This is a genomic window from Nocardia sp. NPDC057272, assembly GCF_042668615.1.
GTDB lineage: Bacteria > Actinomycetota > Actinomycetes > Mycobacteriales > Mycobacteriaceae > Nocardia.
In genome coordinates, this window is the sequence record NZ_JBHUYK010000006.1 from 212,036 (window position 1) to 233,975 (window position 21,940).

The 21,940-nt window shown below is 68.2% G+C and carries 22 protein-coding genes and 1 pseudogene; 11 read left to right on the forward strand and 12 right to left on the reverse strand.

The window, feature by feature from the left end; all coding sequences use genetic code 11:
* Nucleotides 1-14: 14 nt before the first annotated feature.
* The 3 genes from ACFULV_RS12095 to thiO are packed head-to-tail and all read right to left on the reverse strand — an operon-like array spanning nucleotide 15 to nucleotide 2,096.
* Complete coding sequence (locus ACFULV_RS12095; protein WP_378655815.1) at nucleotides 15-800, reverse strand: thiazole synthase; 786 nt, start codon at nucleotides 798-800, stop codon at nucleotides 15-17.
* The gene (thiS, locus tag ACFULV_RS12100) at nucleotides 793-1,008 is read right to left on the reverse strand and encodes a sulfur carrier protein ThiS (protein WP_378633691.1); all 216 of its coding nucleotides are present in this window, start codon (nucleotides 1,006-1,008) and stop codon (nucleotides 793-795) included. The genes ACFULV_RS12095 and thiS overlap by 8 nt, the downstream gene beginning before the upstream one ends.
* Nucleotides 1,005-2,096 carry a glycine oxidase ThiO gene (thiO, locus tag ACFULV_RS12105; protein WP_378655818.1) on the reverse strand — a complete coding sequence of 364 codons (1,092 nt, stop codon included), beginning with the start codon at nucleotides 2,094-2,096 and terminating at the stop codon, nucleotides 1,005-1,007. The genes thiS and thiO overlap by 4 nt, the downstream gene beginning before the upstream one ends.
* Before the next feature lie 78 nt (nucleotides 2,097-2,174).
* Here thiO and thiE point away from each other — a divergent pair, with 78 nt between their 5' ends.
* Nucleotides 2,175-2,873, forward strand: a complete 699-nt coding sequence (gene thiE / locus ACFULV_RS12110) for a thiamine phosphate synthase (protein ID WP_378633686.1) — start codon at nucleotides 2,175-2,177, stop codon at nucleotides 2,871-2,873.
* A 61-nt stretch (nucleotides 2,874-2,934) separates the two neighbouring features.
* On the opposite strand, the gene ACFULV_RS12115 is transcribed toward thiE, so the two are convergent.
* The gene (locus ACFULV_RS12115; RefSeq protein WP_378655820.1) at nucleotides 2,935-3,573 is read right to left on the reverse strand and encodes an NUDIX domain-containing protein; all 639 of its coding nucleotides are present in this window, start codon (nucleotides 3,571-3,573) and stop codon (nucleotides 2,935-2,937) included.
* A 128-nt stretch (nucleotides 3,574-3,701) separates the two neighbouring features.
* Here ACFULV_RS12115 and ACFULV_RS12120 point away from each other — a divergent pair, with 128 nt between their 5' ends.
* The 3 genes from ACFULV_RS12120 (at nucleotide 3,702) to ACFULV_RS12130 (ending at nucleotide 8,937) form a co-directional block, all read left to right on the forward strand.
* Complete coding sequence (locus ACFULV_RS12120; protein ID WP_378655823.1) at nucleotides 3,702-5,183, forward strand: hypothetical protein; 1,482 nt, start codon at nucleotides 3,702-3,704, stop codon at nucleotides 5,181-5,183.
* Entirely contained in the window at nucleotides 5,180-6,136 is a 957-nt protein-coding gene (locus ACFULV_RS12125) for a glutamate ABC transporter substrate-binding protein (RefSeq protein ID WP_378655825.1), read from the forward strand. The genes ACFULV_RS12120 and ACFULV_RS12125 overlap by 4 nt, the downstream gene beginning before the upstream one ends.
* 491 nt (nucleotides 6,137-6,627) lie before the next feature.
* On the forward strand, nucleotides 6,628-8,937 hold the full coding sequence (locus ACFULV_RS12130; protein ID WP_378634473.1) for a tetratricopeptide repeat protein: 2,310 nt from the start codon (nucleotides 6,628-6,630) through the stop codon (nucleotides 8,935-8,937).
* Between the two features lie 2 nt (nucleotides 8,938-8,939).
* Here the strand turns inward: ACFULV_RS12130 and ACFULV_RS12135 are convergent, their stop codons facing one another.
* Both ACFULV_RS12135 and pta read right to left on the reverse strand, forming a co-directional pair.
* The gene (locus tag ACFULV_RS12135) at nucleotides 8,940-10,139 is read right to left on the reverse strand and encodes an acetate kinase (RefSeq protein ID WP_378655828.1); all 1,200 of its coding nucleotides are present in this window, start codon (nucleotides 10,137-10,139) and stop codon (nucleotides 8,940-8,942) included.
* Nucleotides 10,136-12,214, reverse strand: a complete 2,079-nt coding sequence (pta, locus tag ACFULV_RS12140; protein ID WP_378633673.1) for a phosphate acetyltransferase — start codon at nucleotides 12,212-12,214, stop codon at nucleotides 10,136-10,138. The genes ACFULV_RS12135 and pta overlap by 4 nt, the downstream gene beginning before the upstream one ends.
* A 75-nt stretch (nucleotides 12,215-12,289) precedes the next feature.
* Between pta and ACFULV_RS12145 the strand changes: the two are divergent.
* Nucleotides 12,290-12,795, forward strand: a pseudogene (locus ACFULV_RS12145) (nitroreductase/quinone reductase family protein).
* Nucleotides 12,796-12,971: 176 nt separating this feature from the next.
* Here the strand turns inward: ACFULV_RS12145 and ACFULV_RS12150 are convergent.
* A complete protein-coding gene (locus ACFULV_RS12150) occupies nucleotides 12,972-14,069 on the reverse strand; it encodes an SPFH domain-containing protein (protein WP_378633668.1) in 1,098 nt (365 codons plus the stop codon).
* A 12-nt stretch (nucleotides 14,070-14,081) separates the two neighbouring features.
* Nucleotides 14,082-14,300, reverse strand: a complete 219-nt coding sequence (locus tag ACFULV_RS12155; protein ID WP_378633666.1) for a hypothetical protein — start codon at nucleotides 14,298-14,300, stop codon at nucleotides 14,082-14,084.
* 115 nt (nucleotides 14,301-14,415) lie between these two features.
* Between ACFULV_RS12155 and ACFULV_RS12160 the strand changes: the two genes are divergently transcribed.
* Together ACFULV_RS12160 and ACFULV_RS12165 are read left to right on the forward strand one after the other, a co-directional pair.
* Nucleotides 14,416-15,048 carry a DJ-1/PfpI family protein gene (locus ACFULV_RS12160; protein WP_378655830.1) on the forward strand — a complete coding sequence of 211 codons (633 nt, stop codon included), beginning with the start codon at nucleotides 14,416-14,418 and terminating at the stop codon, nucleotides 15,046-15,048.
* On the forward strand, nucleotides 15,045-15,494 hold the full coding sequence (locus tag ACFULV_RS12165) for a MarR family winged helix-turn-helix transcriptional regulator (protein ID WP_378655832.1): 450 nt from the start codon (nucleotides 15,045-15,047) through the stop codon (nucleotides 15,492-15,494). Before ACFULV_RS12160 ends, ACFULV_RS12165 begins: the two co-directional genes overlap by 4 nt.
* Nucleotides 15,495-15,560: 66 nt before the next feature.
* On the opposite strand, the gene ACFULV_RS12170 is transcribed toward ACFULV_RS12165, so the two are convergent.
* The 4 genes from ACFULV_RS12170 to ACFULV_RS12185 form a co-directional block, all read right to left on the reverse strand.
* Complete coding sequence (locus ACFULV_RS12170; RefSeq protein WP_378633658.1) at nucleotides 15,561-16,109, reverse strand: YceI family protein; 549 nt, start codon at nucleotides 16,107-16,109, stop codon at nucleotides 15,561-15,563.
* 28 nt (nucleotides 16,110-16,137) lie between these two features.
* On the reverse strand, nucleotides 16,138-16,752 hold the full coding sequence (locus ACFULV_RS12175; protein ID WP_378655834.1) for an FMN reductase: 615 nt from the start codon (nucleotides 16,750-16,752) through the stop codon (nucleotides 16,138-16,140).
* A 52-nt stretch (nucleotides 16,753-16,804) separates the two neighbouring features.
* Nucleotides 16,805-17,896 (reverse strand): LLM class flavin-dependent oxidoreductase, encoded by a 1,092-nt coding sequence (locus tag ACFULV_RS12180; protein WP_378655837.1) that lies wholly within the window; start codon nucleotides 17,894-17,896, stop codon nucleotides 16,805-16,807.
* Between the two features lie 77 nt (nucleotides 17,897-17,973).
* Complete coding sequence (locus tag ACFULV_RS12185) at nucleotides 17,974-18,732, reverse strand: HAD-IIA family hydrolase (RefSeq protein ID WP_378634471.1); 759 nt, start codon at nucleotides 18,730-18,732, stop codon at nucleotides 17,974-17,976.
* Between the two features lie 159 nt (nucleotides 18,733-18,891).
* On the opposite strand from ACFULV_RS12185, the gene fgd reads away from it, so the two are divergent.
* The 4 genes from fgd (at nucleotide 18,892) to ACFULV_RS12205 (ending at nucleotide 21,935) form a co-directional block, all read left to right on the forward strand.
* On the forward strand, nucleotides 18,892-19,902 hold the full coding sequence (gene fgd / locus ACFULV_RS12190; RefSeq protein WP_378633650.1) for a glucose-6-phosphate dehydrogenase (coenzyme-F420): 1,011 nt from the start codon (nucleotides 18,892-18,894) through the stop codon (nucleotides 19,900-19,902).
* Between the two features lie 99 nt (nucleotides 19,903-20,001).
* Nucleotides 20,002-20,358 (forward strand): hypothetical protein, encoded by a 357-nt coding sequence (locus ACFULV_RS12195; RefSeq protein ID WP_378655840.1) that lies wholly within the window; start codon nucleotides 20,002-20,004, stop codon nucleotides 20,356-20,358.
* Nucleotides 20,359-20,550: 192 nt separating this feature from the next.
* Nucleotides 20,551-20,745 carry a helix-turn-helix transcriptional regulator gene (locus ACFULV_RS12200; protein ID WP_378655843.1) on the forward strand — a complete coding sequence of 65 codons (195 nt, stop codon included), beginning with the start codon at nucleotides 20,551-20,553 and terminating at the stop codon, nucleotides 20,743-20,745.
* Entirely contained in the window at nucleotides 20,742-21,935 is a 1,194-nt protein-coding gene (locus ACFULV_RS12205) for a type II toxin-antitoxin system HipA family toxin (protein ID WP_378655845.1), read from the forward strand. The genes ACFULV_RS12200 and ACFULV_RS12205 overlap by 4 nt, the downstream gene beginning before the upstream one ends.
* The last annotated feature ends 5 nt before the right edge of the window (nucleotides 21,936-21,940 follow it).

A 21,940-nucleotide genomic window follows, 5' to 3' on the forward strand; every position in this document is an offset into this window, starting at 1 on the left:
AGTAGCGAGTCGGGTCATCCTCGAGGATGACCTTCGACCCTTAGACGGCTGGGGGAAGAAGCCTGAGCCCAGAAACGCTTGGGGATACGGCCCGCCTGCCTGGCCAGATAGCCCGCACGCACCGCGGCCGACATGGCCGATGCCATGAGTTCGGGCTCTTTCGCCCTGGTCACGGCGGTAGCGAGCAGGACTGCCGAGCAACCGAGTTCCATGGCGAGAGCGGCGTCGCTGGCGGTGCCGATGCCGGCGTCGAGGATCACGGGGACCCCGGCGGCGGCGACGATCATCTCGATGTTGTGGGGGTTGCCGATACCCAGGCCCGTGCCGATCGGTGAGCCGAGCGGCATCACGGCGGCACAGCCCGCTTCTTCGAGGCGGCGGGCGAGGATCGGGTCGTCGGTGGTGTACGGCAGGACCACGAAACCGTCGTCGACGAGCTTCTCGGCGGCGTCGAGGAGCTCGAACGGGTCCGGCAGCAGGGTGCGGTCGTCGGCGACCACCTCGAGCTTGACCCAGTTGGTGTCGAGCGCCTCGCGGGCCAGCTGGGCGGTGAGTACGGCTTCGGCGGCGGTGCGACAGCCCGCGGTGTTGGGCAGCAGGGTGATGTCGAGGCGCTTGAGCAGGTCGAGCACGCCGGTGCCGCCCGCGGCGTCGACCCGGCGCATGGCGACGGTGGTGAGCTCGGTGCCGGAGGCGATCAGTGCCTGTTCGAGGACGGCGAGGTTTTCGGCGCCCCCGGTGCCCATAATCAGGCGGGAGCCGAACTCCTTGTCGGCGATCCGCAACGGCGACTCAGCCACCCTGCACCGCCGTGAGCACCTCGATGGTCCAGCCGCGCCCGACCGGCTCGTCCCAGCGCGACTTCGAGAAGACCGCGCCGTCGACCGCCAATGCCACACCCTGGCAGGGCAATTCGAGCTTGGTCAGCAGTTCACGGACGCTGAGCGGCTCGGGGAACTCGTGGTCGACACCGTTGACGGTGACACCGATCGGGATGGTCGAGGTCATCGAACTCCTCCTTGCGACAGAGATGGCATCTGCGATGCCGGAAAACGTTGAGGTGCTGCGGCTTCGACGACCACGGGGGTCTCGCCGTCGAGCAGTGCGGGCACGACCGCCGCGGTGAGCGCGAGGGTGAGCATGCCGTTGCGGCCGTGACCGGTGGCGGCGACGACCCGGTCGTCGAGGTGGCCGAGCAGCGGCAGGTTGTCGGGGGTGCCCGGCCGTGAGCCCGCGTTCGCTTCGGCCAGTTCGTATTCGGCGATGCCGGGCAGGATGGTTTCGGCGTCGGCGATCAGGTCACGGACACCGCCGACGGTGACGGTGGTGTCGAAGCCCGCTTCGTATTGTGTTGCACCGACGACGATTCCGTCTTCGCGGGGAACCAGGTAGACCTGCCTGCCGTGGACCCGGGCGCGGATCACCCTGGTCGGTGGCGGGCTGACGCCGGGCCTGCGACGCAACCGGAGGATTTCACCCTTCACCGGGCGCACCGGCAGGCCGGGCCAGAGCTCGGCGGAGCGGGCGCCCGCCGCGAGAACTATCCGGTCATGCGGTAGATCATCCAGCGCGGCAACGGCTTCGGCACGGATCTCGACACCGGCAACGGCGCAGGCGGATCGGAGCGCACGCAGTACGCGCCGATTGTCGATGGCGGGTTCGGTTTTCGCGTGCAGGCCGGCGCGGACGGTGCGCGCGAGCGCGGGTTCCAGTGCGCGGACTCCCGCACGGTCGAGCACCCGCAGATCGTGACCGAAACCGGCCAGCCAGTCCGAGACGGTGCGCAGGTCCGTGACATCGGCGCCGTCGAGGGCGACGGTGAGCGTCTCCCCGGCCACGAACATCGATTCACCCGAGACCGCTCGGAGCCGTTCGGCGAAAGCGGGCCACTGCGCCAGCGCGGCCGCGCCGAAGGCGAGCACCCTGTCCTCCCCCGGCCAGCCTTCCGACAGCGGAGCGAGCATCCCACCGGCCACGAAGGAGGCGCCGCGCGCGGGTTCGGGGTCGTAGACGGTGACCGTCCAGCCTGCCTCGGCGGCCCGCCATGCGACGGCAAGTCCGACGGCGCCGCCGCCAACGACCGCCAGAGTTCGCATCACGTTCCACCTGTCTTTTTCGCCTACCGCCCGCCACGGCGTTCGCACTCCAACGGTAGCGCGACTACCGTCGACAACGTGCAGCCCTCCCATCCGAACCGTTCCGTCCCGCCACGGGAGCGCCTGTCGAGTGCACTGCTGTATCTGTGCACCGATGCGCGGCGGGAAAAAGGCGATCTGTCCCGCTTCGTCGACGCGGCGCTGGCGGGCGGAGTCGACATCGTGCAGCTCAGGGACAAGGGATCGCCGGGCGAGGCCGAATTCGGGCCGCTCGAGGCGAAGGCCGAGCTCGGTGCGCTCGCCGAGATCAAGGCCGCGACCCGCCGCCACGGCGCCTTGCTCGCGGTGAACGATCGCGCCGATATCGCACTCGCGGCGGGCGCCGATGTGCTGCACCTCGGCCAGGGCGACCTGCCGCCGTCCTACGCGCGACGTGTCCTCGGCCCCGATGTGGTGATCGGCCGCTCCACCCACAACCGCAACCAGGCGAGCCTGGCCGCGATCGACGGCCACCTCGACTACTTCTGCACCGGCCCGATCTGGACCACGCCGACCAAGCCCGGTCGCCAGGCCGCGGGCGTCGACTTCGTCCGCTCGACCGCCGAGTCCCATCCCACACTCCCCTGGTTCGCCATCGGCGGCGTCGACGCGCAACGGCTCCCGGAGGTGCTGGCCGCCGGTGCGCGCCGCGTGGTCGTCGTCCGCGCGATCACCGAAGCCGCCGATCCGGAAGCCGCGGCTCGCGAACTGAAGCAAGCGCTCCTCGCCGCCGACTGAGCGCCACGGCGGCCGTGCGTTGATGTGCGCGCAGTCGGGTCGACGAGGTGGCGCACCGAACTCAGGCGAGAACGTCTGCCCTGGTGAGGACCGGGCCTTCGGTGGGCTCACCATCGAGAACGACTTCGACGCCGGGGCCGTCGACCCGCGCGTGCAGCCAGAAGAAGCCCTGGTCGGGCAATTCGACTGTGCGGGGTAGCGCTTCCGCGAGCTCGGCGTCGGCCTCGAGGCGCACGCGCAACGGCACCGCGCGCAGTTCGATCCAGGAGACGGCGAAGCCGGGATGCAACGGCAGTTCGGCGACCTCGTCCTCGGGGACCCAGGCCAGTTCGGCGCTCTCCTTGTTGGCGACCGTGGGCAGCGGCTTGTCGGCGTCGGCGATGACGGTGATGTAGGTCCAGCCGCTCGGGGCGGTCATGGTCAGGCGCTCGGCCCGGACCCGGAGGTCGGCGGCGGCGATGCCCGCTTCCTCCTCGGCCTCCCTGACCGCCGCGTGCTCGGGGGACTCGTGCGAGTCACGCGCCCCACCGGGCAGCGCCCAGGTGCCGCCCTGATGACTCCACGGCGCCCGGTGCTGCAACAGCACCGCGGACCCGCCACCGGGCAGCGGTGCGCGCAGCAGCAGACCCGCCGCACCGAATTTTCCCCAGTGCTTGGCCCCATCGGGGCCCTTGAACCAGCCGTCTCCGTCGCCGCGCATCCCATACTCTTTCCTCCGAGCAGCCGTACAGCAACCGCTGCGGGGGTGTGTGAGGGGCTGCGCTACCCGTAGGCCCACAATAAACTCCGCACAGGTAGGTGTGCACGGACAGCGCCGGGAGGTGAACGATGGTCGAACCGGGGAATCGCAATGCCTCGACGGAGGTGGCGGCCGTCCGTGTTCGCCCGTCATCGCAGGCCACGACGGGTGCGAAGCACTCCGAGACGGCCGGCGCGGCGCCGGTGACACCGCGCTGGGCGCCGCTGCGCCGACCGGCCGCGCCGGTCGACCGGCCGCCCGCGCCCGACGTCAGAGCGTTGCGCGCGCAGTTCCAACCCGCCCGGTTGCGCAGCTTCGCGCACTCCTCGCCGGGACGGCTCGTCGCCGCCGGACTGGTCCTGATGGTGCTGTGCGTCACCGCGGGCGCGGTGACTTCGACGACCGTGAGCGAGCGTCAGCAAGCTCTCGGCGTCCTGCTCGACGACACCGAACCCGACGCGCATTCGGCCAACCACCTCTACACCTCGCTCTCCATCGCCGACGCCGCCGCGGGCACCGCGTTCATCGCGGGCGGACTCGAACCCCAAGCGGTGCGCGACCGCTATACCCAGGCCATCGGTGAGGCCGCCGCCGAACTGGTGACCCAGGCCGGGCACGTCTCCGACGAAGAGGCGGCCGATCCCTCGGGCACCGACCGCCGCCTGCGCACCGGCATCGCGACCGGGCTGCCCGTCTACAGCGGGCTGATCGAGACCGCGCGGGTAAACAATCGCAACGGCTATCCCGTCGGCGCGGCCTATCTGAGCGAGGCATCACATCAGATGCAGACCGGACTGCTGCCGATGGCCGAGGAGCTGGAGGACCACCGCTTCGACGCGGTGACCGCCGCGCAGTACCGGCACGTGCAACCACCGTGGACGGCGATCGTGCTGCTCGTGGTGGCGCTCGGCGCGCTGATCTGGGTGCAGGTCGAGCTGGCGCGGCGCTCGCGCCGATTCTTCAATATGGGCTTGCTGGTCGGCACCGGCGCGCTGGCGCTCACCCTGATCTGGACGGTGGCGGCCGGTTCGCTGTCCGCGGTGGCGATGATTCGCTGCCGGGACGAGGGCGCGGTGCCATCGGCGCGATTGGCCGAGAGCCGAATCCTCGTGCAGCAAGCCAGATCAGCGGAAATGGTGAAGCTGGTCCGCCGCGACGCGACCGGCGACTACGACCGCACCTTCGATACGAACGCCGCCCGGCTCAACGAGCTGCTCGCCGGTTACCCCGGGGACGCACCGGCCCGCGACGAGGTGGCGCACGCGCGCGCCGCGCTCACCCGCTGGCAGTCTGCCCATCAGCGGATGAACGACACCCTCGAGCGGGGCGATTTCGTGGGCGCGGCCACCGTCGCGACCGGTCCGAGCGCCGCAGATTCCGCCGCCCAGGTCGACGCACTCGACCGGGCACTGGACAAGGCGGGCGCGGTGACGCGAGACACCCTGCGCGCCAAGGTCTCGCAAGCGATCGACGTGCTGTCGTTCCTCGCCCCCGGCGCGTTCGTGCTCGGCATCGCGGCGGCGGCATGCGTCGCGCTCGGGCTGTGGCCGCGACTGCGGGAGTACCGATGAGGCGCGGCCGGGTTGTCGCGGCGCTGATGCTGGCCGGACTCCTCGCAGGCTGCTCCGAGGGCACCCCCACGCCCGCTGAGCGGGGTGTCTATTCCGAGCCGCCGTTGCCCGCCAAGGCCATTCCGATCGGCACCGACACCCCGGTGCCTCCCACCGGCGGCGAACAGTGCGGCGATCCGACCGCGAGTCTGCGACCGAGCACCGCCACGGGCCCGACGATCGATGCCATTCGCGCGCGCGGCAGGCTCGTCGTGGGCCTCGACGCGGGCAGCAACCTGTTCAGCTTCCGCGATCCGCTCACCGGTCGCATCGTCGGGTTCGACGCCGACATCGCCCGCGAGATCGCCCGCGACCTGCTCGGCAATCCTGATCTGATCGAATACCGCAGTCTCGCTTCGGAAGAGCGCGAGCGGGCACTGCAGGATCACACGGTCGACCTGATCGCGAAGACGATGACGATCACCTGCGAGCGACGTCAGCGGGTGGCCTTCTCGACGGTGTACCTGCGGGCCGACCAGCGGGTGCTCGCGGTGAAGGGTTCGGGCATCAACGGCCTGGCCGATCTGGCGGGCAAGCGGGTGTGCGTGGTGCGCGGCACCACCTCGCTCGACCACATCCGCCGCGACCAGCCTGCCGCCACGATCCTGACGGTGCCGACGTGGGCCGACTGCCTGGTGGTGCTGCAACAACGCCAGGTCGACGCCGTGAGCACCGACGACTCGATCCTGGCGGGCCTGGCCGCCCAGGACCCCTATACCGAAGTGGTGGGCGGGAGCATCAGCGCCGAGCCGTACGGCATCGGGATCCCCAAGGGCGACGACGACCTGGTGCGTTTCGTCAACTCCACCCTGGACCGCATCCGCAACGACGGCACCTGGACCCGCATCCACCGCCGCTGGCTCGCGACGCTCGGCGAGACACCGAGCCCGCCCGCACCGAAGTACCAGGACTGACGGCCATGAGCACGAACCCGACCGATGACGGAACAGGGCAATCGACACCCCACGCCGCTGCGCCGGATGACCAGGAACGGCGCGAGCCGACCCAGCTGACCCAGCGCCACCGTCCGGGCACCCTGCCCGGCGGATGGACGCTGCCCGGCGACGACGAGACACGGCCACTGCCCAAGCTCACCGCCGAGGCGGCCGCGGAGTTCGCCGGCAAACAAGCGAGCAGCCGCGACCAGACCCCGGCGACCGACGCCACCCGGCGTGCCGAGGAGTCCGGCGCCGACCCGCGATCGGGCGACGTTCCCCCCGCCGACTCGGGAACGTCGCAGGACCACCTCGCTACGCAGCGGGCGAGCAGACCCGCACCGACGGCACACGAATCCGCCGCGTATGTCCCGACCGAAGCGACGCAACGCGCCCCCGAGGCCACGCCGAGCGCGGCGGCCGAGGACGCACAGCACACCCGCGAGACCGCGCCCTACGCGGCGACCGAAATGGCCCATCGCCCCGCCGAAACCGCGCCCTACGCGGCGACCGAAGCGGCACAGCGGGTTCCGGTGAACGCCCCGCACGCGGCGACCGAGGCAGCCCAGCGCGACGATCAGACCGGCGCACGAGCGTCCGATCCCTGGCCGTCCGCGCCACAGACCGGGGTGAGTACCGCGCGGTCGGGGCGCAGTGTGCGGACCGCGCGGTCACGGCCGACGCGGCGGCTCGGCGCCGGGCTGGTGCCGATTCCGACGGTCACCCCGGCGGACCCGCGCGACGCCGTGCTGGCCGATCCGATGGTCTCGGAAGGCCGCCGGTTCTGTTGGCGCTGCGGCAATCCGGTCGGGCGGTCGACGCCGGCGCGAGCCGCTTCGACCAGCGGGGAATGCGAAACCTGCGGGGCAGCTTACGATTTCCGGCCGTCGCTGCACGAGGGCGATATGGTCGCCGGGCAGTACGAGATCCAGGGGTGCATCGCGCACGGCGGTCTCGGCTGGATCTATCTGGCCATCGACCGCAATGTGAGCGATCGGTGGGTGGTACTCAAGGGCCTGCTGCACGCGGGTGACGCCGAGGCGCAGGCCGTCGCGGTGGCCGAGCGCCAGTTCCTGGCCGAGGTGGCGCACCCGAGCATCGTCAAGATCCACAACTTCGTCGAGCACACCGCGGGTGACGGGTCCATCGGCTACATCGTGATGGAGTACGTGGGCGGGCATTCGCTGCGCGACATTCTCGATGCCAGGCCACGGGGCGAGCAGATGCCGCTGGCCGAGGCCATCGCGTATGTGCTGGAGATCCTGCCCGCGCTGGAACATCTGCATTCGATCGGCCTCACCTACAACGACCTCAAGCCCGACAACGTGATGGTCACCGAGGACCAGGTGAAGCTCATCGACCTCGGCGCGGTCGCCACCATCGACGCCTATGGGAACCTGTACGGCACCAAGGGTTTCCAGGCGCCCGAGATCGCCCGCACCGGGCCGACGCCCGCCTCCGACGTCTACACCGTGGGCCGGACGATCGCCGCGCTCACGCTGGCGCTGCCCAGCGAACACGGCCGCTACCTCGACGGCATCCCCGACCCCGCCGACGAACCGCTGCTGGCCCGCTACGAGTTCTTCCACCGATTCCTGCTCACCGCCACCGATCCCGATCCGGCACAGCGCTTTCCGTCGGCGCGGGCGATGTCGGCGCAGCTGGCCGGTGTGTTGCGCGAGATCCTCGCCTACGACACCGGCACGGAACATCCACAGCTGTCCACAGTGTTCAGTCCACAGCGCACCAGCTTCGGGACCGAGGAACTGATCAGCCAGACCGACGCCTATCTCGACGGTGTCGGTCGCTCGCCGCTGCTGGATTCCCGCGATGTGGTGGCCGCACTGCCGATTCCGCTGATCGACCCCGCCGACCCGTCGGCGCCGCTGCTGGCCGCCACCGCCAACCCCGAACCGGAGCGGGTGCTCGAGGCGCTGCACGACTCCCGCGAGCGGGCCGAGGCCGATCCGGACAACGCACCCGAGACCCTGGCGGGCGAACTGCTCTTCGCCGAGGCGCGAGCGCGGCTGGAACTGGGCGAGTCGGCGGCGGTGTTGCACATGCTCGATCGGGTGCCCAGCGAATCCGATTGGCGCACCGACTGGTTCACCGGTCAGGCACATCTGCTCGAACTCGACTACGAGGCCGCCTTCGCGTCGTTCGAGGCGGTGTTGCGGGTGCTGCCGGGCGAGATCGCGCCGAAGCTGGCGTTGGCCGCCACTGCGGAACTCATTCTGCAACACTGGGATTCCGACGCCCCCGAACAGTGGCGAAGCTTCGCCGAACGTTATTACGACACCGTCTGGCGCACCGACAGGGCCGTGGTGAGCGCGGCATTCGGCCTGGCCAGACAGCTGGCGGTGGCCGGGCGAGTCGGCGAAGCGGTCCACGCCCTCGACGATGTGCCCGCCGCGTCCCGCCACTTCACCACCGCTCAGACCACGGCGATCCTGTTGCTGCTCACCAGCTCTCCCGTCGCCGAACTCGACGAGCAGATCCTGCGGCTGGCCGCCTCGCGCGCCCAGTCCATCCCAGCGGGCGAGCACCGCGCCACCCTCATGCGCACGCTGGTCCAGGGCTCGGCATTGGCCTGGCTACAGGCCGGGAACACACCGAAACGTAAGGACGCCAAGCTGTTCGGCCGCGCCTTCACCGAACGCGAACTGCGCGACGGCACCGAATCCGGTCTGCGCTCGCTCGCCCGCAACGCCCCGGACCGGACGCACCGCTACGCCCTCGTCGATCTGGCGAACTCGCTACGACCCAAATCCTGGTTCTGAGCTCAGTGCCCGCCCACCAGCTCGTGGGCCGCGCGGGCAATGGCCAGTTCTTCGTTGGTGGGTACCACCAGCACAGTCACCGGGGCGAACTCCGGCGAAATGCGGCGGATGCCCGGCGCTCTCTTCTCATTGCGGGCCGGGTCGATGTCGATGCCCAGCGCCTGCAGACCCGCCAGTGCGTCGGCGCGCACCGCCGAGCTGTTCTCCCCCACACCGGCGGTGAAGATGATGGTGTCGACGGTGCCGAGTTCCACCAGGTAGGCGCCGAGATAGCGGCGCAGGCGGTGGATGTAGACGTCGTAGGCGAGCTTCGCCTGGGTGTCGCCGCCGTCGATGAGCTGCTGCAATTCGCGGAAGTCGTTGACCCCGCTCATGCCTTTGAGGCCGGAACTGCGGTTGAGCAGTTGCTCCACCTGACTCACGTCCAGATCGGCCGCCCGCATGAGATACGGCGTGACGCCGGGATCCAGATCGCCCGGCCTGGTTCCCATCACCAGACCTTCGAGTGGGGTCATCCCCATGGTGGTGTCGATCGCGACGCCCCCTCGGATCGAGGAAGCCGACGCCCCGTTCCCCAGGTGGAAAACGATCTGGTTCAGCTCTTCGGTCGGTTTCCCCAGGTACTCCGCGGCCTTCTCCGACACGTACTGGTGCGAGGTCCCGTGGAAGCCGTACTTGCGAATACCGTGGGCCGCGGCGAGTTTCGCGTCGATCGCGTAGGTCTTGGCGGCGTCGGGCAAGGTGTGGAAGAACCCCGTGTCGAAGACCGCGACCTCGGGAACGCCGGGCAGCAGCTCCCGCGTCGACTCGATACCGACCACGTTGGCGGGATTGTGCAGCGGCGCGAGCACCGACAGTTCGTCGATCGCGTGCAGCACATCGTCGGTGATCAGGGTCGGTTCCCAGAACACCTCGCCGCCGTGCACCACCCGGTGCCCGACCGCGCCGATGCCGATCGTGGTCAGGTCGAGGCCGGTCTCGCGGAACATCTCGAACGCCCGCGCCAGACCGGCTCTGTGGTCGGGTATCGCCCCGTCGTATTCGAGTTCGGCCGTCCCCGCCTCGTGCACGATCCTGCCGCCGTGCGACTCGCCGATCTTCTCGACCAGGCCGGATGCCAGCACCTGCGCCGAAACAGCATGCAGCAGTTGATACTTGATCGACGAGGAGCCACTGTTCAGCACCAGAACAAGGTCACTCACTTGCCATCCCCCTGAGCCTGGATGGCGGTGATCGCCACCGTGTTGACGATGTCGGCGACCAGTGCGCCGCGCGAGAGATCGTTCACCGGCTTGCGCAGACCCTGGAGCACCGGCCCGATCGCGACCGCGCCCGCGCTGCGCTGCACCGCCTTGTAGGTGTTGTTGCCGGTATTGAGGTCGGGGAAGACGAAAACCGTGGCCTTGCCCGCCACTTCGGAATCGGGCAGCTTGGCGCTGGCGACGGCGGGCTCGATCGCCGCGTCGTACTGGATCGGGCCTTCCACCGGCAGTTCCGGCGCACGCTCACGCACGAGTTCGGTGGCCGTGCGCACCTTGTCGACGTCGGCGCCGGTGCCGGACGCGCCGGTCGAGTAGGACAACATCGCCACCCGGGGGTCGATCCCGAAACGGGCCGCCGTGCCCGCCGAGGACACCGCGATATCGGCCAGCTGCTCCGAGGTCGGATCGGGCACCACCGCGCAATCGCCATAGGCGAGCACACGATCGGCCAAGCACATCAGGAACACGCTCGACACCGTGGAGACCCCGGGCACCGTCTTGATGATCTCGAACGAGGGGCGGATCGTGTGCGCGGTGGTGTGCGCGGCACCGGAGACCATGCCGTCGGCGATCCCCTTGTAGACCATCATGGTGCCGAAATACGAGATGTCGGACATGGTTTCGCGCGCACGCTCGAGCGTCATGCCCTTGTGCTTGCGCAATTCGGTGTATTCGGCGGCGAATTCGTCGAGATAGCCCGAGGTGCGCGGCGCCATCACCTGGGCGTCGGCGATATCGACACCCAGCTCGGCGGCACGGGCCCGTACCGAGGTCTCGTCACCGAGGATGGTGAGGTCGGCGATCTTGCGCTGCAGCACCCGACCGGCCGCACGAATGATGCGGTCGTCGTCGCCCTCGGGCAGCACGATGCGTTTGCGGTCGGCGCGGGCGCGTTCGATCAGCCGGTATTCGAACATCTGCGGTGTCACGACAGCCGAGGACGGAACCTGGATGCGCCGCAACAGCTCCGGCGCGTCGACCCGCTGCTCCATCAGCGCGAGCGCGGTGTCGACCTTGCGCGGGCTACCCGCCCACATCCGGCCGCGGGTGCCGTGCACGGCACTGGCGGTGTCGTAGGTACCCAGCTCGGTGGCCAGGATCGGCAGCCTGGGGTGCAGGCCCTCCATCAGCCGCGCGATGGCCGGATGCGGGCGAAGACCGCCGTTCATGATCACGCCCGCCAGCGACGGGAAGCCCTCTGCCTCATGGGCGTTCACCAGGCTGAGCAGCACGTCGGAGCGGTCGCCCGGGGCGATCACCACCACACCGTCGGAGAGCCGCTCCAGGATGTGTTCGGCGGTCATGCCGCCGACCATGATGCGCAGCGCCTCACGCTGCAGCAATTCCGGGTCGCCACTGTAGATTTCGCCGTCGATCGCCTCGCACAGCTCGCCCATGGTCGGCGCCATCAGCAGCGGCACCTCGGGCAGCGTCCAGGACGGCACATCGAAACCGGCCAGGGCGGTCGCGATGTCGTCGAGCTCGTCGGGAGCGCACCGATTGGCGACGATCGCGACCAGGTGGGCGTGCTCGGTGGCGAGCTCGGCGGTACACAGTTCGACCAATTGCTTGACCTCGCCGGGCGTACGTTCCGCGCCGCGAACGACCAGCAGGACCGGCGCGCCCAGGTTCACCGCGATCCGGGCGTTGAAGCGCAGCTCGCTCGGGCTGGCGACGTCGGTGTAGTCGCTGCCGACGATCACCACCGCGTCACAGGCCTTGGCGACGTCGTGGAAACGCATCACGATGTCGCTGATCGCGGCCGTGGGGTCGCGGTGGACGTCCTCGTAGGTGACGCCGACGGCCTGCTCGTAGCTGATATCGGCGGTGCTGTGCTCGAGCAGCAGTTCGAGGATGTAGTCGGGTTCGTCGGTGGAACGGGTGATCGGACGGAACACGCCGACGCGTGCGGTGGTCGCGCACAGCATGCCGAGGACACCCAGTGCCACCGTAGATTTTCCGGTGTCACCCTCGGGCGAGGCGATGTACACGGTGGACGGCGCTTGTTCGACCATGCTCGCGAGCTTAGTGAATCGGCGGCGATTCAGGGGTTCGGCGGGGTCCGATCCGGTCGCGTTATAGTCCGGCCCATGACATCGCAGTTCCCGGATCGCCAGTGGGGCTCTCGCGCCAATCCCCTGTCCCGCGCCGCCACCCGATTCGCCGCGACCAAGCCGGGTTCCTGGCTGATCCGCACCATCACCCCGCTCGACCGCGCCCTGCTCGAGCGCACCGACGCCAAGTACACCGTGCTGGGCCCGATCGGCGCCCGGTGATCCTGCTCACCACCACCGGCCGCAAGTCCGGCGTCGCGCGCACCCAGCCGCTGCTCTACGTCCACGACGGCGACACCCTGTACGTGGTCGGTTCCAACTTCGGCCAGGCCCACCACCCGGCCTGGACCGGCAACCTGCTCGCCGATCCGGCAGCCACTGTCGCCATCGCCGGCGAACGCATCCGGGTGACCGCCACCCCGGTCACCGACGCGGACAAGGACGCGATCTTCGCCCGCTTCATCGACATCACCGGCGCCTACGCCGCCTACCGCGACCGCACCACCCGCGACCTGCGCATGTTCGCCCTGCGCCGGGCGTAAGCGCCGGGTTCGGTCCGGATGCTCTTCGAGAACGTCGAGCGGACTCTCGCGGCCGTCGGAGCGACCTGGACCGACGTCATTGCCGCCCGGGCGACCGCACTCGCGAGCCGGCAGGACTGACGAGGTATCCGGTCAGCCCTGCCGGCTCGAGTACTCGGCCCACGACGTGGCGGTGATCAGACCTTGTCGACTTCGCCGTTCGACAGAGCCTTCTGCAAGGAATTGAAGACCGTCAGGCCCTGACCGACCATGCCGTTGAGCAGCTCGCCCACGCCGTCGGGGCCGTTGAGGACGGTGAGGTTGGCGCCCGCCAGGCCGTGCGAGGCCTGCTTGACGATTTCCGGGAGTTGCTCGATGAGCATCTGGTCCAGCGCGATGCGGTTGTTGGACGCCGCCGCCTCGGCCTGAATACGGGTGCGGTCGGCCTCGGCCACCGCGAGGATGCGGACTCGTTCCGCCTCCGCCTCAGCGGGTTTCACCACTTCGGCCTGGAGTTGCTGTTCGCGCAGTTCCGCGTTCTTGCGGGCCTGCTCGGCCTGGGCGTGCAGCACGGCCTGCCTGGCGATGGCGTCGGCGAGCGGACCCGCCTGTGCCGCTTCGGCATTGGCCTTGTCGATGTCGCGCTGGTACTGCGCCTTGAGGATCGAGGTCTCACGTTCGTATTCGGCGCGACGGCGCAACGACTCCTGCTCGGCTTCAGCGGAGCGCTGCGCGGCCTGGGCCTGAGCGATCTGGGCATCCCGCTGGACGGCCGCATTGTGCGGTGCCGCAAGGGCATTGATGTAGCCGAGGTTGCCGTCGTCGATGGACTGGATCTGGAACGAATCGACCCACAGGCCGATATTGCTCATCTCCACCTTGGAGGCGATGAGCACCTCGTCGGCCAGCTTCTGACGTTCGCGGATGATCTCCTCGACGGTCATCGAGCCCACGATCGAGCGCAGATGACCGGAGAAGATCCGCCCGGTCAGCACCGACATCTCCTGCTCCTGTTCGGACAGGAAGCGCTGTGCCGCATTGACGATCGACTGGGTGTCGTTGGCGACCTTGAACGCGATCACCGCACGCACATCGAGCTGGATGGCCTGCTTGGTGACGCAGCGCTCGCGGATCTCGGACTCGAACATGGCCAGTGACAGGTATCGGACCTTACGGAACAGCGGCACCACCCAGGTGCCGCGCCCGATGACCACCTTGAACGGGGTGTCGTCCTTGGTCTTGGCGCCACTGACCAGCATGGCTTCGTCGGGATCGGGAACGTGATAGCCCAGCATCGCGGGCCCCTTTCATTCAGAGGGAAGCGGAATCCAGGTGACCACGTCGACCAGGCGACCCGGGTGGACCGCGACGATCAACACGGTGGTCCAGGCGGCGATCGGTTCGTCGGCTCGGGCGAGATAGAGCTCGGTGCCCCCGCGAATCGAGATCAGTACCTCACCCAGTGCGCCCGCCTCCCGAATCGGTGACGTGATGGTGCCCGTCATGCCCTGCACCGAGTCGGTCATCGCGGGTGAACCTCCCTGTCTCGCACCGGATGCCGTCAGCGTACGGAGGGTCGGCTATAAGCCGGTAGCAAAATTCTTATTGACAGCATCCTGTCAAAGATGACAGGATGCTGTCATGTCGAAGAAAACAGTTCACGTAGCCGTCTACGACACCCTGGCCGACTGGGAAGTGGGGGCCGCGACGGCCCACATCGCCAACGGCAACTGGCACCGGGAGCCTGGAACATTCGAGGTCGCGACGGTCGGCCTCACCACCGAACCGATCACCACCATGGGACGCCTGCGAGTGACACCCGACCTGGCCGTCACCGATCTCGACCCGGCCGGCAGCGCGATGCTGATCCTGCCCGGCGCGGATCTGTGGATGGGTGAGGACCTGATCGCGTTCGCGCACAAGGCGAAAGAGTTCGTCGACGCCGGGGTGCCGGTGGCCGCGATCTGCGGCGCGACCTTCGGACTGGCCACGGCGGGACTGCTCGATGATCGCGCGCACACCAGCAACGCGGCGGAATTCCTTGGCTACAGCGGATACTCGGGTGCGCGGCACTACGTCGAGGCGCCCGCGGTCACCGACGGTGACGTGATCACCGCGGACGGCATGTCGCCGTTCGAATTCGCCAGGGAGATCTTCGCGCGGCTCGATCTGTACGAACCGCGGGTACTCGACGCCTGGTACCAGCTGTATGCGCACAAGGACCCGGCCGGGTACGCCACGCTCGCCGAATACGAAGGGAGCCACGCGGCTTGAACTCCGAACAGGACCTGCTCGACGGCGCCGCCCTCACCGTCTTCCGGCTCAACGGTCAATTCCTGACCATCGGCGACAGCTTGTCCGCGCCGGCCGGAATCTCGGTGGCCTGGTGGCAGGTGATGGCCGCGGTACAGGACCAGCCGCAGCCGGTAGCCGGGATCGCCCGCGCGATGGGCATCACCCGGCAGAGCGTGCAGCGGATCGCGGACCTGCTGGTCGGCAAGGGCATGTGCGAGTACCGGCCCAACCCCGCGCACAAGCGGGCCAAGCTGGTCGCGATGACCGAGGAAGGCACGGCCGCCATCCGTCGCATCGATCCGCAGCACGCGGCCATGGCGCACCGGCTGGCCGAGGCGCTCGGCCCGGCCGAGTTCGCCGCGACGGTCGCGACCCTCACGCGTCTCGCGGCGACCCTCGACACGATCATCGCCGACGAGGACTAGCCACGGCGCACAACGGCCGACGCCCCCATCACCGCACAGGTGATGGGGGCGTCACGTCGGTCCGGGTCAGCCCTGGAGGACGGCCTCGATCTCGAGGGTGAGGGTGATCTTGTCGCCGATCACGGCGCCGCCGTCGGGCAGCGGCATGTCGATGTCGAGGCCGAAGTCGCGGCGCGAGACCACGGTCTTGGCCTCGAAGCCGGCGACCTGGCCGTTGCCCATGCCCGGGCTCACGCCGACGAACTCGACCTCGAGGGTGACCGGCTTGGTGTTGCCGCGCACGGTGAACTCGCCGTCGACGACGAAATCGCTGCCCTCGCCACGGAATGCGGTGGACTTGAAGGTCATCAGCGGGAATTCCTCGGCGTGGAAGAAGTCGGCGGTGCGCAGGTGGCCGTCGCGCTGAGCGTTGTCGGTGGTGAGGGAGTCGACGCGGATCTCGGCGTGCGCGGTGGCGGTGCCGTCCTCGGCGATCACGAGCGCGCCGTCGAAGTCGGTGAAGCGGCCACGGACCTTGCTCACCATCAGGTGGCGTACGGAGAAGCCGACGGTCGAGTGGGTGGGGTCGATTGCCCAGGTGCCTGCGGTGAGTCCCTTGGCGATGGCGGTGGTCATGAGTGTGCTCCTTGGGGGTTGGTGTGCATCAGTGATTCGCTGCGAGAAGGTCTTCGAACGGGGTCGTATCGGTGTAGGGGTCGGTGGGTCGGGTGGCGGACGTGCCGAGCAGCAGTGCGCCGAATCCGGCTGCGGCGCGGTCGATTCGATGGTTGAGCGCCTTGTCGCCGCCGTTCGCGCCCCAATCTGTCGACGCCGCGTAGACCGCGGTGGGGACGACGATCGAGCGCAGGTAGGCGAACAGCGGGCGCACCGCGTGCTCCAGCGCCAGGGAATGACGCTCGGTGCCGCCGGTCGCGCCGGTGAGCACCGGCATCCCGGCGAGCGAATCCGGTTCCAGCACATCGAAGAACGTCTTGAACAGGCCGCTGTAGGAGGCGCTGAAGATCGGCGTCACGGCGATCAGGCCATCGGCGGTGACGACCTTGTCGATCGCCGCCCGCAGCGCGGGGGCCGGGAAGCCGGTGAGCAGGTTGTCGGCCAGATCGCGAGCGTGATCGCGCAGGTCGACGAAGTCCACTTCGACCTCGGCGCCTTTCGCGCGGAGCTCGCGTGCTGCCGCGGCGGCCAGTCGATCGGCCAGCAAGCGTGTCGACGAAGGCTGCGAAAGCCCTGCCGAGACCACGGCGATACGGGTTGTCATGCGATCACCTCCGTGGTGTGCGGGCCGCCGAATGCGCGGCGCGGTGTGGATGTCACGCGCTGACCTCCGCCATGGTCTTGGCGGCGAGCAGCGAGTCGTGCGTCGGCGCGTCCGGGACGTGCGCCGGGCGTCGAGCCGCGAACTCCTTGCGCAACACCGGGATCACCTCCTCGCCGAGCAGGTCGAGCTGCTCGAGCACCGTCTTCAACGGGAGTCCGGCGTGGTCGACCAGGAACAGCTGGCGCTGGTAGTCGCCGAAGTGCTCGCGGAAGGTGAGCGTCTTCTCGATCACCTGCTCCGGGCTGCCCACGGTGAGCGGGGTCTGCTCGGTGAAATCCTCCAGCGACGGGCCGTGTCCGTAGACGGGTGCGTTGTCGAAGTAGGGCCGGAATTCGCGGACCGCGTCCTGAGAGTTCTTGCGCAGGAACACCTGTCCGCCGAGACCGACGATCGCCTGGTCGGCGCTGCCGTGGCCGTAGTGCTCGTAGCGCCTGCGGTACAGGTCGATCAGCCGCTTGAAATGGTCGGTGGGCCAGAAGATGTGGTTGGCGAAGAAGCCGTCACCGTAGTACGCGGCCTGTTCGGCGATCTCGGGGCTCCGGATCGACCCGTGCCAGACGAACGGCGGCACGTCGTCGAGCGGACGCGGGGTCGAGGTGAACGACTGCAGCGGTGTGCGGAACTTGCCTTCCCAGTTCACGACGTCTTCACGCCACAGCCGGTGCAGCAGAGCGTAGTTCTCGATGGCCAGGGGAATGCCGTCGCGGATGTCCTTGCCGAACCACGGATAGACCGGGCCGGTGTTGCCGCGGCCGAGCATCAGGTCGACGCGGCCGTCGGCCAGGTGCTGCAGCATCGCGAAGTCCTCGGCGATCTTGACCGGGTCGTTCGTGGTGATGAGCGTGGTCGAAGTGGACAGCAAGATGTTGTCGGTGCGGCCCGCGATATAGCCGAGCATCGTCGTCGGTGACGACGGCACGAAGGGCCGATTGTGGTGCTCGCCCATCGCGAACACATCGAGGCCCACTTCCTCGGCCTTCTGCGCGATCGCGACCATCGCCTTGATCCGCTCGGCCTCGGTGGGGGTGCGGCCGGTGGTGGGATCGGTGGTCACATCGCCGACGCTGAAGATTCCGAACTGCACGGGCCCTCCTTTGGTTGCCATGGCAACTATAACCACGGCAGGCGGGCACCTATTCCGATGAGATGCGGATCACATGGCTACTCGGCGAACGGGTGGCGCGTGCGGCCGATCAAGTCGGCCACCGAGCCCACCACCATGGTCGGCCGGAACGGATAGGCCTCCACCGAGGACTTCGTCGAGATGCCGGAGGTCACCAGCACCGTGCGCAGACCCGCCTCCAAGCCGGCGATCACGTCGGTGTCCATCCGGTCGCCGATCATCACCGTCGATTGGGAATGCGCGCCGATCTGACGCAGCGCCGAGCGCATCATCAGCGGATTGGGCTTGCCGACGTAGTACGGCTCCTTGCCGGTGGCACGGGTGATCAGGGCGGCAACCGAACCGGTGGCGGGCAGCACGCCGTCGCGCGAGGGTCCGGTGGCATCAGGATTGGTGGCGATGAACTTCGCGCCCCTGTCCACCAGCCGGATCGCGGTGGTGATCGCCTCGAAGGAGTACGTCCGGGTCTCGCCGAGGACCACGTAATCGGGGTCGCTGTCGGTGAGCACGTAGCCGATCTCGTGCAGCGCGGTGGTGAGACCGGATTCGCCGACCACGTACGCGGTGCCGTTGGGGCGCTGGTCGTCGAGGAAGGTCGCCGTGGCCAGCGCCGAGGTCCAGATCGACTCCTCGGGGATGTCGAGGCCGGTGTGGCGCAGGCGGGCCTGCAGGTCGCGGGGCGTGCGGATCGAGTTGTTGGTCAGCACGAGGAACGGGATCTCGTTGGCGCGCAGTTCGGCGAGGAACTCGTCGGCGCCGGGGATCAGCTGATCCTCGTGCACCAGCACGCCGTCCATGTCGGTGAGGTACGACAAGATCTGTTCATCCTTGGTGGCCACCAGTTAATTGTCCGCTAAAACTCGGCGTGGTGGGTGACGAAACGGCATGGGCGCGGATGACGGGCTGCGCGCTAGTGTCGTGTTGGCAGGGGTCAACGGACGACAGGAGTGGCTGGAATGGTTGAGCTCAAGCTCGGGTACAAGGCATCGGCAGAGCAGTTCGGGCCACGAGAGCTGGTCGAACTCGGCGTCGCCGCCGAGCAGCACGGTCTCGACAGCGCGACCGTGAGCGACCACTTCCAGCCGTGGCGCCACGACGGCGGGCACGCGCCGTTCTCGCTGGCCTGGCTGGCGGCCGTCGGCGAGCGCACCGAACGCATCCAGCTCGGCACCTCCGTGCTCACCCCGACCTTCCGCTACAACCCGGCGGTGATCGCGCAGGCCTTCGCCACCATGGGCTGCCTGTACCCGGGCCGGGTGATGCTCGGTGTGGGCACCGGTGAAGCGCTCAACGAGATCGCCACCGGTTACAAGGGCGAATGGCCCGACTTCAAGGAGCGTTTCGCCCGCCTGCGGGAAGCGGTGAAGATGATGCGCGAATTGTGGACCGGCGATCGCGTCGATTTCGACGGCGATTACTACCACACCGTGGGCGCCTCCATCTACGACGTACCCAAGGGCGGCATCCCCGTCTACATCGCCGCGGGCGGCCCGGTGGTCGCCAGGTACGCGGGTCGCGCGGGCGACGGTTTCATCTGCACCTCGGGCAAGGGCATGGACCTCTACACCGAGAAGCTGCTGCCCGCCGTCGCCGAGGGCGCCGAGAAGGTCGACCGCGATGTCGCCGAGATCGACAAGATGATCGAAATCAAGATCTCCTACGACACCGATCCCGAACTGGCACTACAGAACACGCGATTCTGGGCCCCCCTCTCCCTGACCCCCGAACAGAAGCACGACATCACCGACCCCATCGAAATGGAGAAGGCCGCCGACGCCCTCCCGATCGAACAGGTCGCCAAGCGCTGGATCGTCGCCAGCGACCCCGACGAAGCCGTCGCCGCGATCAAGCCCTACCTCGACGCGGGCCTCAACCACCTGGTCTTCCACGCCCCCGGCCAAGACCAGCTCCGCTTCCTCGATCTGTTCAAGCGAGACCTGGCCCCCCGCCTGCGCGCCCTGGGCTGAGACCGGCCGGCTCGAATCCCTGGCCGGGCTCCATTAACGGCGCCCGGCCAGATATCGATCCATGGTCACGAACATCGGATCGACACAAGGAAACGAACCATGGGATTGTGGATCGGTAGCCCCGCGCTGAACGCCACCGAGAACGTCGTCTGGCAGAAACTCGCCAATCGAACACAAGGCAGCAGGGCCGTCGGCGGACGCCTCCACCTGACCGAAACCCGACTGCTCTTCGTGCCCAATCACCTCGACGCGATCACCGGCGGCAAGCGCTGGGAAGCGCGCCTGACCCAGCTGCGCGCCGTCGGGCAGCAGAGCCCGGATGGCGGCCTGTTCAGCGGCGGCCTCCGTACTCGTCTGCGCGTCGACACCGACGCCGGAACCGAACTCTTCGTCATCGATCCGATCGACGAGGCGATCGCGATTCTGGACGCCGCGAGGACAGATACCCGGAGCTAGCTCAGGGCGGGGGCGGGTGTTCGACTAGCCAAAATTCGGCAGCATCCTGCCGGTTCAGCCCTGCCGGGGCGACGGGGTGAACACCACACACCAAGTCGGCAGAATATTGCCGGTACTCTACTATTTGAGGTACCCTCACTTAGCCGATGGAAAATTCGGCGGAATTCTGCCGACCAAAGGCTGGCTGCGAATATGTTGCATGCGGTGGGCGCGGCGATTCGGGCGGAGCGGCGCCTCCACCACTTGACGCAGGAGCAGCTTGCCGAGATTGCGGGCACCTCGACCCGAACGGTCCGCGATATCGAGCAGGGGCGAGGTTCACCCAGCATCGGGACGGTCGCCGCGGTGGCCGGCGCGCTGGGGCTGTCCCTGGCGGTCACGCCATGACAGACTTCGAAGCATTGCGCACCGTCAGGAGCGCAGATGTCTATAAAGCCGGTACCCTCGCTGCCTCGATCAACCGGACACGGCAAGGCGGCACCGAATTTCAGTACGCACCAGGGTATTCCGGTGATCCGGTCGCTTCTACTCTGCCGCTCGGCACCGAGCCGGTCACCAGCGGATCGGGATCTGTACCAGCCTTTTTCGCGGGCCTGCTGCCGGAAGGGCACCGCTTGACGGTGCTTCGTCGTGCCGTAAAGACCAGCATCGACGACGAACTCAGCCTGCTACTCGCGGTCGGTGCCGATGTACCGGGTGACGTTCAAGTGTTTCCCGCCGGCGCACAACCTGTCGACGTTCCCGCGCTGGTCGACTGCATGTCAGCCGACGAGCTCGAATTCGACCGCCTCGTAGACGATGTCGATCGACAGGCGATCCCTGGGATCCAGAACAAGGCGAGCGCGTCGATGATCAGCACACCGATTGCCGCGGGCTTCGGTCGATTCATCCTGAAGCTGTCACAGTCGGGATACCCGTATCTGATCGAGAACGAATCCGCGCACCTGGCCGCGGCGCGGGGACTGAAGCTTGATGTTGTCGGGTCGGACCTGGTGCACGACCGATATGGGCAGCCGGGCTTGCTGGTCCGACGGTTCGATCGTGTGCACGAAGGGGATGAATGGCGTCGTCTCGCGTTCGAGGATGCCACCCAGGTCCTCGGGTTGCCGCCGTCGTCGAAATACAACGTCGACGCGGTGCAGGTCGTCGAAGCGCTCGCTGGAATGGTCCGCGCCCCTCTGATCGCAGCACGAAATCTCTACCTGCAGTTCCTGTTCGCGTGGTTGACCGGCAACGGTGACCTGCACGGCAAGAACGTCGGGGTACTTCGAGACACCATGGGACGCTGGAGTATCGCGCCGCTGTACGACATTCCGTGCACTCTCGTCTACGACGACGATTCGATGGCGTTGCCGATCGCCGGACGAACCAGGGGCCTTCGAGCGAAGCACTGGGCCGAGTTCGCCGGACAAGTCGGACTGCCTGCCAAGGCCGCGAAGTCAGCGCAGCAACTCGCGCTCCGCGCCGCCGCGACGGTCGATTTCGACCAGCTCCCGTTCACCGGTTCACCGTTGAACAGGACTCGGCGTGAGCTGCGCTTACGCCGAGGCGATTTGGAGCTTTCGCTCAACTCGTGACAGGG